Annotated in this window: 10 protein-coding genes and 1 rRNA gene; 3 read left to right on the forward strand and 8 right to left on the reverse strand. The window is 63.4% G+C overall.

Features of this window, described 5'->3' with window-relative positions; genetic code table 11:
- Window positions 1-164: 164 nt before the first annotated feature.
- From VI26_RS12985 to VI26_RS13015, 7 genes are all read right to left on the reverse strand, one after another.
- Window positions 165-1,601, reverse strand: a complete 1,437-nt coding sequence (locus VI26_RS12985) for a methyl-accepting chemotaxis protein (RefSeq protein WP_048410164.1) — start codon at window positions 1,599-1,601, stop codon at window positions 165-167.
- The gene (locus tag VI26_RS12990) at window positions 1,598-2,155 is read right to left on the reverse strand and encodes a PAS domain-containing protein (protein ID WP_048410165.1); all 558 of its coding nucleotides are present in this window, start codon (window positions 2,153-2,155) and stop codon (window positions 1,598-1,600) included. Before VI26_RS12990 ends, VI26_RS12985 begins: the two co-directional genes overlap by 4 nt.
- A 249-nt stretch (window positions 2,156-2,404) precedes the next feature.
- Complete coding sequence (locus tag VI26_RS12995; protein ID WP_048410166.1) at window positions 2,405-4,258, reverse strand: DUF3857 domain-containing transglutaminase family protein; 1,854 nt, start codon at window positions 4,256-4,258, stop codon at window positions 2,405-2,407.
- 281 nt (window positions 4,259-4,539) lie between these two features.
- Entirely contained in the window at window positions 4,540-5,220 is a 681-nt protein-coding gene (locus VI26_RS13000; RefSeq protein ID WP_048410167.1) for a Fe2+-dependent dioxygenase, read from the reverse strand.
- Window positions 5,221-5,453: 233 nt separating this feature from the next.
- Complete coding sequence (locus VI26_RS13005; protein WP_048410168.1) at window positions 5,454-5,864, reverse strand: biopolymer transporter ExbD; 411 nt, start codon at window positions 5,862-5,864, stop codon at window positions 5,454-5,456.
- On the reverse strand, window positions 5,851-6,528 hold the full coding sequence (locus VI26_RS13010; RefSeq protein WP_048410169.1) for a MotA/TolQ/ExbB proton channel family protein: 678 nt from the start codon (window positions 6,526-6,528) through the stop codon (window positions 5,851-5,853). The genes VI26_RS13005 and VI26_RS13010 overlap by 14 nt, the downstream gene beginning before the upstream one ends.
- A complete protein-coding gene (locus VI26_RS13015) occupies window positions 6,525-7,229 on the reverse strand; it encodes an energy transducer TonB (RefSeq protein ID WP_048410189.1) in 705 nt (234 codons plus the stop codon). Before VI26_RS13015 ends, VI26_RS13010 begins: the two co-directional genes overlap by 4 nt.
- Window positions 7,230-7,441: 212 nt before the next feature.
- Between VI26_RS13015 and hslV the strand changes: the two genes are divergently transcribed.
- Together hslV and hslU are read left to right on the forward strand one after the other, a co-directional pair.
- Complete coding sequence (hslV, locus tag VI26_RS13020) at window positions 7,442-8,002, forward strand: ATP-dependent protease subunit HslV (RefSeq protein ID WP_048410170.1); 561 nt, start codon at window positions 7,442-7,444, stop codon at window positions 8,000-8,002.
- A 65-nt stretch (window positions 8,003-8,067) separates the two neighbouring features.
- Entirely contained in the window at window positions 8,068-9,411 is a 1,344-nt protein-coding gene (gene hslU, locus VI26_RS13025) for an ATP-dependent protease ATPase subunit HslU (RefSeq protein ID WP_048410171.1), read from the forward strand.
- A 60-nt stretch (window positions 9,412-9,471) separates the two neighbouring features.
- On the opposite strand, the gene VI26_RS13030 is transcribed toward hslU, so the two are convergent.
- Window positions 9,472-10,791: an MFS transporter gene (locus VI26_RS13030; protein ID WP_048410172.1), complete on the reverse strand. Its 1,320-nt coding sequence runs from the start codon at window positions 10,789-10,791 to the stop codon at window positions 9,472-9,474.
- Between the two features lie 484 nt (window positions 10,792-11,275).
- Here VI26_RS13030 and VI26_RS13035 point away from each other — a divergent pair.
- Window positions 11,276-11,768, forward strand: a 16S ribosomal RNA gene (locus VI26_RS13035); the annotation flags it as partial.

Here is an 11,768-nt window from a genome sequence, read left to right on the forward strand (position 1 = left end):
GTGGGGAAGGGGGGACGGCCTTAAAGCCCGTTTACGATCTCGCGAGCTAAGGCGAAAACGAGCGAAAAAGCGGAATGTACAGGTGGTACATGAGCATTTTGAGCTTGGTTTCAACGCCCACTTCTATCCACCCCGCCGACGCGCAGCAGATCGTAAACAGGTTCTTACTGGCCGTGCTTCTCCTCGCCCAGCTTGTCCAGGTAACGCAGGATGCGGCCGCTGTCCTGCTCCAGCTTCTGCATCCGCTCGACGATCTCCTGCTCGTCCAGCGGGCCTTCCTGGCCAAACACCGCCAGCGCGGCGCCGATGTGCTGGCTGGCCTGCTGTTCGGTGGCCGCCAGTTCGCTCCAGGAACGGGTCTGGCCAAAGGATTGCTGGCCTTGCTGTTGCAGCCAGCCTTGCAGCTCGCTGCCCTGCTCCAGCGGCTTGGCCTCTTCAATCGAGTGATAGGCGGTCTGCTTGAAGATCACGTGCCCCACTTTTTGCAGGCTGAGCTGGGATTTGTCATACACGCGGTTCACTTGCGCCATCACTTGTTGCGACTGCTCCACCTGGCTGCTGAAGCGCTGGCGGAAGGTTTCCACCGATTCCTTGACCTGGCTGGCCACATTGCCGGCGGCGCTGGCCTGGGTCTGCATATTGCCGATGCGCAGCGACAGGTTTTCCAGCACATCCTGCACATTGTTGGCGGTGCTCTTGCTGCGCTCGGCCAGCTTGCGCACTTCGTCGGCCACCACCGCGAAGCCGCGGCCGGTTTCGCCGGCGCGGGCGGCCTCAATGGCGGCGTTCAGCGCCAGCAGATTGGTTTGGTCGGCGATGGCGGAGATGTCGGCCAGCGAGGTTTCTATGCCCTGCCATTCCTGGGCCAGCGCGGTGCTGGCGGTGTCCATGCTGCTGACGCTGTCGGCGATGGTGTCCAGGTGGCCGGACAGGTGCTGGGCGGTTTCCAGGCTGACGCGCGCGCCGTCGGCGGTGTCCTGGGTGATGGCGGCCACGTCGGCCATGGCCTGGCTGATGTCTTCCAGATCGCTCTGGTTGCTGGCCAGGTCCTTGCGCAAATGCGGGTTGTTGAGCGCGGCCAGCTGCGAGGACAGGCGGTTGCGGCGGATATAGCCGTCGTTGTCGGCCATGGTCTGGATCGCGCGGTTGACGCTGCCCAGCGAGCTGGCCAGGATGCCCGGCAGGCCCTGGCTCAGCGGGCGGCGGCTGTAGTCGCCGGCGCTGATGGCCTTGAAGCAGGTGTTGATTTCCTTGAAGTAGGTTTCGATCAGGTCGAGGAAATCATTGAGCTGCCAGGCGAGCTTGCCCACTTCGCCGAGGTTGCGGGTGCCGGTGGCGCGGTGGTGCAGTTCGCCGGAGCTGGCGTAGCCCAGTTGTTCGTGCAGGGTGTTGAGCAGGCCGAAGATGCGGCCGCTGTGACGCCACAGCAGCAGGGACAGGGCGATGGAGGCGGCCAGCAGCAGCGCGTCCACGACGCGGCCGACGATTTCCGGAAACAGATAGCTGTCCAGCAGCGAGAAGGCGACCAGCAGGTTGAAGCCTATGATGCACCAGCCCAGCTGGGCGCGCAGGAAGGGCGGTTTGTGTTGGAACTGGTTCATGCGGCCACCCCCGGCGCTTGCAGCACTTGGGCATTGAGGGACAGGATGAAGTCCTGATAGCTGACGCCTTTGTCCGCCAGCACTTGCTGCAGCCAGGCCACGGAGGCGTCCGGCGCGTTGGCCTTGTTGTGGCTGGCTTCGATCTGGCGCATCTGGGCGTAGACCGGTTCTATCGCGGCGATGGCTTCCTGGCTGGGCGGGCGGCGCACGGAGTAATAGCCTTGCAGCTGGCCGCGCAGGTCGTAATCCGGGGTGACGTTGGCTAGCACCCAGTAGTAGTCGCCGTTTTTGCTGTGGTTTTTCACCACGGCGAAGAATTCCTGGCCCTGCTGCAGGGTTTTCCACATCAGCCGGTAGGCGCCGCGCGGCATGTCGGGGTGGCGGATCAGATTGTGCGGCTTGCCCAGCAGCTCATGCTCGGCGTAGCCGGCGATGCGCATGAACACGCGGTTGGCGTAGGTGATGTGGCCGGTGGGGTCGGTCTTGGTGATGATCAGTTCATGAGGAGCGAGCCGGATTTCCTTGCTGGCCGGGCCGGCGGCGGGGTGCGTCATGATTTGTTTCTCTCGTATTTGTCGATTGCATAGCCTCTAGATGTTCATTTTCGGCCACTGGCCCAGTAGGGGCAAGCGTTTATTTATTTGTACTGCCCATGCTTGACGCGCGGCTGCTTAAATTAATTCTTAATAATCCAGTTCTTACAAAAACAAAAAGGATGCCTACGGCATCCTTTTGCGCTTTGGCCGGGATGGGCCTCAGAGTCTGTTCAACGTCTCACGACGCGCAGCAGATCGTACAGCTTCTCAGAGTTTGACGATCTGGCGGATCTGCGACACGCAGCCGCGGGCATCGTCTATCAGCTTGGCGAATTCCGGGCTGCTGATCTCGGCGTGGCTGAGCCAGCGCACCTTGTTGCTGATCCGGTATTGCACGCGGATGCCGGCCGCGGTTTGCCGCTGCTTGGCGTCCACTTCGTACCAGGGGGTGTTCACCTTGCATTCGAAGTCCGGCTGGATGGCCTTGGCGCCCTTGAGCAGCACGTTGGATTGCATGGCGCTGGCGTCGCCCAGGTAGACGTCGGCCAGATTGCCGTTGCGCTTGTAGCTGTCGAAGCTGTCCCACACGCCTTTGTAGTGGGAGTCGTAGAGAAACAGGCCGGAAATCTTTTCCAGCATGCGCGGGTCGCGCACGCTCATGCGCAGCGGGTAGCTGGACGGCACCATGAAGGAGGTTTTGTCGCGCTGGACCTTGCAGCCTTCCGGCTGGCTGCTCAGCCGGTTGCACAGGCTTTGGTCGGTGGCGCTGACGCCCTGGTAGCGGTCTTGCAGAATGGTGTCGATCAGCGCGGAGTTGGCCAGTTCGATATCGGCGCGGATGTCGGCGCTGCCATCGGCTTGCACGGTGTTTTCGCGCCGGATGTTCAGATCCGTGCGCGCGGCTTCCATCGGCACCTGGGTCTGGCTCACCGTGCCGTCCTTGCCGATGATGAAGGCCCAGCGATCTTGCAGGTCCGACATGATGCGGCCGGGCTGGAAGAAGGGGTTGGTCGGGTCCAGCCACCAGGTCTGGCCGGCGATGTCGGCGCGGACGATCATGTGGTTGGGCGCGCCAATGCCGGGCAGCAGCAGCGGCGGGGCGAACTTGCCGCGGAAGATCAGCGCCGGCTCGGCGGCGATGCCGGCGCGGCGCAGCATGGCGGTCAGCAGGGTGGAAAGGTCCTTGCAGTCGCCGTAGCCGTGTTTCTCGATCTCCGCCAGCGTGAACGGCACCAGGCCGCGCTCGGCCAGCCGGGTATCGTTGAGGTAGCGGTAGTTGCGGTTGATGTGCTGCATGAAGGCGGCCACTTGTTCCGCGGCCGGCTTGCCGCGGTTGGCGGCCACCACGGCGGCGGCGGCCGGCGGCAGCGGCGCGGCCAGGATTTCGTTGTAGCGGCGGGCGTGGGCGCCGAAGTGGTCTTGCGGCTGCTCCGAGGTGGCGATCACCAGCTGCGGCCATTCGCGCAGCGCGCTGTTGTTCCACTCATTGATATAGCTGAGGAAGCGCGGCTGGCGCAGCGTCACCTTGATGCGCTTGCGGTCCGCGCTGGCGTCCACGCTGTAATCGTCCAGCATCATGCCGCGCCAGCTTAGCGGGCGGGTGGACTGGAGCTCGAAGCTGAAGCTGTCCTCGCGCGCTTTCTGCGGGCCCAGGTCCAATTGGTAGCGCAGCTGGCGCGCCAGCGGCTGCGCGGCGTTGTGGCTCTTGACCCGGTAGGACACGGTGCTGCCGACGGCCAGTTCCGGGAAGGCCATCCAGGTTTGCATGTCGCGGCTGACGCCGGCGTCCGGATTGGGCGCGGCGCGGGTTTCGATCTGGGATTTGCCCAGCTTGATCACTTTGCCGTTGGGCTGGATCACTTCCGCCCGCTCCACTTGCAGGCGGTCTTCGGCCGGGTAGGTGAAGTCGATGCGCGACAGTTGTTCGCGGCCGGAGGGGTGCAGGATGGTGAAACGCTTGCTGGTGACGCAATCCAGGCTGTTGTCTTTATTGTGCTGGCAGCTGATGGCGGTGTTGACCGCCAGCGGCGCTTCGCTGATCGGTTGCAGCGCGGCGGCGCTGAAGCTGCTGTAGAGGCCGGCGGGCAGTCCGAGAGCCAGTCCGAGAGTGATGATGCGCATAGTGGAATCGAAAAGTGTGCTGTTGTTGTGATGAAGTGATACCGCCGCCGATACGGCGCGGCGGCGGCGAGAACACGCATCCGGTGGCCGCGCCGCCGGATGGGATCAAGCTTTCCATGTTCGCATATTAGCGCTTGCGAATGTGTATTGTTTTTGTGTGGATGTTCCGTGCCGCTTCATGATCTTGCCAGCCAGACGGGACAAGGTGGGAGCGGTTGAACAAGCGAAATCCACATCGGGTAGCTGAACCGTTCGACGTTGCGCGCAGCGCAGACAGGCTTTCAAGGCTCGGCCCACATCCGCAGCAGATTATGGTAGTTCGCGGTCAGCGCCATCAGCGCTGCGTTGTCGCCCAGCTGCAGGCGCAGGCTGGAGATCGCCGCGTCCATGTCGAACAGCAGCCGGCGCTTGCCATCGTCGCGGATCATGCTTTGCACCCAGAAGAAGGAGGCCAGCCGCGCGCCGGCGGTGACCGGCTCTACCCGGTGCAGGCTGGTGGACGGGTAGAGCACCATGTCGCCGGCGTCCAGCTTGACGCTGTGGCAGCCGTAAGTGTCTTCGATCACCAGTTCGCCGCCCTCGTATTCGTCCGGGCGGCTGAAGAACAGGGTGCAGGACACATCGGTGCGCACCCAGCCATTGTCAAAGGGGTGGCGCCGCACCGCGTTGTCCACATGGTTGCCGAAGTCCATGCCGGCCTGGTAGCGGTTGAACAGCGGCGGGAAGATCTTGGCCGGCAGCGCGGCGGAGAAGAACAGGCCGTTGCGTTGCAGCGCGCCTTCCACCATGGCCTGCAGTTGTTGGGCTTCCGGCAGCTGCTGCGGCAGTTGCAGATTGCGTTTGACCTGGGCGGACTGACTGCCGGCGGTGATGCGGCCATCGGCCCAGTCGGCGCGGGCCAGCAGTTCGCGGCCCCGCGCCAGTTCTTCGGCGCTCAGCACCGCGGGGATGTGCAATAACATGAGGTCTCCAGCGGCAGTTGATCGGATGAATGGAGAGGAATGAGGAAGCGGCGCGAAATAGCGGCCGGGTAGGCGGCTGCGCGCTGGCGTGATGGGACGCGGGTCTCGCGTCTACGGCGGCTCAGGCCTGTTGGGGCCGGCCGGCAGAGTCCTCAAGCAAGCCATTGGGCAGGGCTTGCGTGACGGCTCTGCGGCGAGCGGCCGGCGGGCGCCGGCCTGCTCGCAAGGGGGACTTACGGCGCTTCGGTGGCGAAGCCTATCTTGCTGATGCCGCCCTGCTGGGCGCTGGCCAGGGTCTTGGCCACCGCTTCGTAGCGCACGCTCTTGTCGGCGAACAGATGCAGCTCCACTTGCGGGTTGTCGCGCGCGGCGGCGGCGAAGCGGGCGTCCAGCTCGCCTTCCGGCACTTTGACGTCGTTCCAGAACACCGAGCCGGCGGCGTCTATGGCCAGGCGGATTTCCTTGGGCTGGCTTTGCTGCGCGGCGGCGCTGGCCTGCGGCAGGTCCAGCTTGACGGTATTGGTCAGCAGCGGGGTGGTGATGATGAACACCACCAGCAGCACCAGCATCACGTCCACCAGCGGCGTGGTGTTGATGTCCGCCATCGGCGCGGAGGCGCCTTTGTCGAAACTACCGAAGGCCATCGATTTCTCCGGACTGTGTCAGCAATTGGGCGTGCAGATCGTGGGCGAAGTAGTCCATGTCCTGCGCCATGATGCGCTGCATGCGGGTCAGGGCGTTGTAGGCCAGCACCGCCGGGATGGCGGCGGCCAGGCCGGCGGCGGTGGCCACCAGCGCTTCGCCGATCGGGCCGGCCACCGCGGCGATGGTGACTTGGCCGGCGGCGCCGATGTTCACCAGCGCGTGGTAAATGCCCCATACCGTGCCGAACAGGCCGATGAAGGGCGCGGTGGAGCCCACCGAGGCCAGCATGGTCATGCCGGTTTCCTGCTTGCCGTTTTCCTGGGCCAGGCCCTTGCGGATGGCGCGGGTCAGGAATTCATCCAGATCGCAGCTCTGGCCCAGCGGGCGCTCCGCCTGGCTGCGGTAGTGGCGCAGCGCGGCCAGTCCCTGGCGGGTGAGGTTGGCGAAGGGCGCGCGCGAATCCTGCAACTGGGCTTCCGCCTGTTTCCAGTCCGGGGCGTCCCACAGCGCGGTTTCGGCCTGCTTGTTGGCGCGGCGGATGTGCCAGGTGCTGACGCCGCGAACCAGGATCAGGTACCAGGTGAGCACCGACATCAGGACTAGGATCATGAACACCGTGACCAGCACGGCGTCCCCTTGTTGGAATACAGTCATTAGATTCATGATTTGCCAGACTTCAAAGAAAATTCAACGGGAACGATAAAGGTGTAGGCGATGGCTTCAGCGCCGCGCTTGGCCGGCGTGAAGGTCCAGCGCTTCACCGCCGCCACGGCGGCGCGGTCCAGCCGCGGGAAGCCGCTGCTGGTGGCCAGCGCCACGTCCAGCGGCTGGCCTTGGGCGGACACGTGCACGCGCAGCTGCACGGTGCCGGTTTCGCCTTCTTCTATGGACAAGGCCGGGTAGGCCGGCTTGGGGTTGTTCAGATAGCCGCCGCGGTACATCGGTTCGGTGACCGAGGGCTTGGCATTGGCCGACTGGCCGTGCGAGCTGCCGCCCTCGGCGGAGCTGGCCGCCGGGCTGGGCTTGCTTTCCGCCGCCGGCGCGGCGCTGGGCACGCTGATGGCCTTAGGGCTGGGCGCGGCCGTTTCCGTGGCCATCACCTTGGGTTTGACCGGAGCGGGCTTGGGCGTCGGCGTGGGCTTGACCTGCGGCGTCGGTTTTTTCTCGGGCTTGGCCTGCTGCTTGGGCGCAGCCGGCGCGGCGGCCTGGCTGGGCGCGGCCAGGCTGATCATTTCCATGCTGGCGACGCGTGGCAGCGTGATCGGCTGCTGCATCGCCACCATGCCGCCCATCAGCGCGAAGGCCAGGGCATGCAGGCCCACCGTGCTGGAGAGCGCCGAGTAACGGAGAATTCGCTGGTTCATGCGGTGATGATAATACAAACTATTCTCATTATCCAAGCGGAAAGCATGGACGGCTTGATGCCGATCACATCCCCAAATGAATGAGGGGCAAGGGATGCCGCAGCCAGCCGGCGCACGCGGCACGGCGCTTGCAATCTGTGCTTTCGCCTGCATATCTTGCTGTATTGGCCACGGCGGCGTGCCGGTGGCGACCTCATTCTGGAATACAAAACATGCAACAGTTCGACGGAACCACCATCGTCTCCATTCGCCGCGGCAAGCGCGTGGCGCTGGGCGGAGACGGCCAGGTGACCCTGGGCAATATCGTGATCAAGGCTTCGGCGCGCAAGGTGCGCAAGCTGCACGGCGGCAAGGTGCTGGCGGGCTTTGCCGGCGGCACCGCCGACGCCTTCACCCTGATCGAGCGTTTTGAGGCCAAGCTGCAGAAGCACCAGGGCAATCTGCTGGTGTCGGCGGTGGAACTGGCCAAGGACTGGCGCACCGACCGCATGCTGCGCCGGCTCGAAGCGATGCTGATCGTCGCCGACAAGGACAGCACCCTGATCATCACCGGCAACGGCGACGTGTTGGAACCGGAGCAGGGCATCGCCGCCATCGGCTCCGGCGGCGCCTACGCCCAGGCCGCTGCGCGCGCGCTGTTCGACAACACCGATCTGGCGCCGGAAGTGGTGGTGAAGAAATCGCTGGAGATCGCCGGCGACATCTGCATCTACACCAATCACAACCATGTGATCGAACTGCTGGACGACGCCGAAGAGCCGGCGGCCAACTGAGCCGCCCCGTCCGTCCGATTCAAGAATCAAATCGCCGGAAGCGCCGCTTCCGGCTGGAGAATGTCATGACGCAAATGACCCCGCAGGAAATCGTCCACGAGCTGGACCAGCACATCATCGGCCAGAACGCGGCCAAGCGCGCGGTGGCGGTGGCGCTGCGCAATCGCTGGCGCCGCCAGCAGGTGGCCGAGCCGCTGCGCAGCGAGATCACTCCCAAGAACATCCTGATGATAGGCCCCACCGGCGTGGGCAAGACCGAGATCGCCCGCCGCCTGGCCAAGCTGTCCGGTGCGCCCTTCATCAAGATAGAAGCCACCAAGTTCACCGAGGTGGGCTATGTCGGCCGCGATGTCGACACCATCATCCGCGACCTGGTGGAAGTGGCGATCAAGGACACCCGCGACGCCGCCATCAAGCGTAACCGCCCGCGCGCGGAAGACGCGGCGGAAGACCGCATCCTGGACGTGCTGCTGCCGCGTCCGCGTCAGCAGGCCGGCTTCTTCGGCGGCGAGCCGGAGGCGGAAGCCAAGCCGGAAGACGGCGCCACCCGCCAGAAATTCCGCAAGATGCTGCGCGAAGGCGCGCTGGACGATAAAGAGATCGAAATCGAAGTGGCCGCGCCGATGGCACAGATGAATGTGATGGCGCCGCCGGGGATGGAAGACTTCGCCAGCCAGCTGCAAGGCATGTTCCAGGGCATGGGTTCCGGCAAGAAGCAGACGGCCAAGATGAAGGTGACCGAGGCGCGCAAGCTGCTGATAGACGAAGAAGCCGCCAAACTGGTCAATGACGAGGAACTGCGCGCCGAAGCGCTGAAGAACGTCGAGCAGAACGGCATCGTGTTCCTGGACGAGATCGACAAGGTCACCAGCCGCAGCGAAGGCCAGGGCGGCGCCGACGTGTCGCGCGCCGGCGTGCAGCGCGACCTGCTGCCGCTGGTGGAAGGCACCACCGTGTCCACCAAGTACGGCATGGTCAAGACCGACCACATTCTGTTCATCGCCTCCGGCGCCTTCCAGTTGTCCAAGCCGTCGGACCTGATCCCGGAGCTGCAAGGCCGCCTGCCCATCCGCGTCGAACTGTCTTCGCTGACCGTGGACGACTTCAAGGCCATCCTCACCAGCACCAACGCCTGCCTGACCCGCCAGTACCAGGCGCTGATGGCGACCGAGGGCGTGGAACTGGAGTTCGTCGACAGCGGCATCCAGCGTCTGGCCGAGATCGCTTGGCAGGTCAACGAGAAAACCGAGAACATCGGCGCGCGTCGTCTCTATACCGTGATGGAGAAGCTGCTGGAAGAAGTGGCTTTCGACGCCAAGGCCGGCCGCTGCGAGATCGATGCCGCCTATGTGGACAGCAAGCTGGAGCAAGTGGCCGAGCGCGAAGATCTGGCGCGTTACGTGCTCTGATCCACTCCTTATATATAGCAACGCAAACGGCGGCCCTGGGCCGCCGTTCTTGCATCCGCCTCAGCGCAGCTCACAGGCCTCCTTGGCGGGAGGCGCGGGAGCCAAATCGCGGAATGCCTCCGGATGCTGCCGCCAATACCAATCCTTCACCTCCTCATGGTCCAGCGCCAAAAAGGCCTTCATGCCGGGTAGCAGCAGCATCGGCACCACGGTGGCCAAATGCAGCAGCGCGAAAATCAGGTAAACCCGCTCCAGCGGCAACACATGCAGCAGCGCGCCGGCCAGCGCCGGGCCCAACATCGAGCCTATCTTCACCAGCATCACATTGATGGCGGAAAAGCGCGCGCGGTAATTCTCCGGCACCGCCAGCGTGCGGTGGGTCTGACCGATCAGCTGGTTCAGCGCGAACATCAGTCCCATCACCGCGAAACAGGCCAGGATCAGCCAAGGGTTGTCGCTGACCGCCACCACCAGCATCAAGACGCCACAGACCAGCATGCCTATGGTGCGCGCCTGGTAACGGCTGAAACGGCGCAGCAGCACATGGGTGAACCAGAGCGAGCCCAGCAGCATGCCGGCGCTGATCGCCGCCTCACAGCCGCCCAGCCAGGCGGCGGACAAGCCCAGCGCGTGCAGCTTGACCGGCAGCAAGGTGGTCACCAGCGGCATGAAGGCCACCAGGGTGATGAATACGGCCAAGGTCCAATAGCGTTCCAAAGGAATGCGCCAGCGCGCGTACAGGCCGCTGCGGATATCGTCCAGCCAGGGGCTGCGGATGGCGCCAGTCGCGCGCGGCGGCACGCGCACATATAAGGAAGCCGCGGCCGCCACCACCAGCAAGAAGGCATAGGCCAGCAGGGTCAGGGTGGGCGAGGTCGCCGCCATCAGGCCGCCGCCCAAGACCGGGCCGATCAGATTTCCCGCCGACTGCGAGCTTTTCTGCAAGGACAGCGCATCGCCCAGCCTGGCCGCCGGCACCATCTCGGCGGCGATGCTGAGCATGGACGGCAGCACGATGGACCAGGCCAGCATCGCCAGCGACTCCACCGCGATCACCCAGCCGATGTGATACCAGCCCATTGCCGCCATCAGCGCCAACAACAGGGCGCTCAACATCGCCAGCAGCATGCCGCCGCCAATCAGCCGGTTCTTGGGCAGGCGGTCGCCCAGCGGCGCGGTCAGCGGCAGCGACAGCAACATCACCAGCGCGGTGACCGATCCGAACCAGGCCATGTCGCGCGCGCCGCCGGACTGCACCACCCACCAGCTGATGGCGACGTAACCGGCGCCCATTGCCAGCCCGCTCAACACATCGCTCAGCATCAAGGCGTAAAACGGCGTGGGCAAGCCTTCCAATCGTTGACGCAAGGTTTGCTGCATGGCGGTCTCCTGGGCGGTGGTATGCGCTCAGCTTAACAATTAATGCCTAAGTCATAAAGTCTGCCCCGAATAATTTGCCGAAAAGCGGTTTTTTCAGAAAAACACCAGAAAACCCAGCCATTTTTTCAGCTTATCTGCCGACGACAATGAGCTGGGAGGCCCGGTTTTCCTGGCTCTGCAAAAGTTCTTGTAAAATTGGGATCAGATGATTTTTATTGAAATCATGGGTTTACGGATTAATATCTGAAAAACTCCATCTTTTTTCAAAATAGGTGTTGACGGAGCAAGGGCTGTAACGTATATTTCACCTCCTCAGCAGACAACGCAGCGACGGAAACGAAACGCAGCGATCTGCACTGATCTTTAACAGAACGAATAACCGATAGGTGTAAGTGCTCGGTCGATGACCAAACACTTGCACTGCAAGACGAGAAATGTCTCGATGTTTCTTTGATCTTGCGTGCCAGAAAATTTGCTTGGAATTGAACTGAAGAGTTTGATCCTGGCTCAGATTGAACGCTGGCGGCATGCTTTACACATGCAAGTCGAACGGTAACAGGGTGCTTGCACCGCTGACGAGTGGCGAACGGGTGAGTAATGCATCGGAATGTACCGTGTAATGGGGGATAGCTCGGCGAAAGCCGGATTAATACCGCATACGCCCTGAGGGGGAAAGTGGGGGACCGAAAGGCCTCACGTTATACGAGCAGCCGATGTCTGATTAGCTAGTTGGTGAGGTAAAGGCTCACCAAGGCGTCGATCAGTAGCGGGTCTGAGAGGATGATCCGCCACACTGGGACTGAGACACGGCCCAGACTCCTACGGGAGGCAGCAGTGGGGAATTTTGGACAATGGGCGCAAGCCTGATCCAGCCATGCCGCGTGTCTGAAGAAGGCCTTCGGGTTGTAAAGGACTTTTGTCCGGGAGCAAATCCTAGTGGTTAATAACCGCTGGGTCTGAGAGTACCGGAAGAATAA

The sequence above is a fragment of the Chromobacterium sp. LK1 genome (assembly GCF_001043555.1).
GTDB classification, from domain to species: Bacteria; Pseudomonadota; Gammaproteobacteria; order Burkholderiales; family Chromobacteriaceae; genus Chromobacterium; species Chromobacterium aquaticum.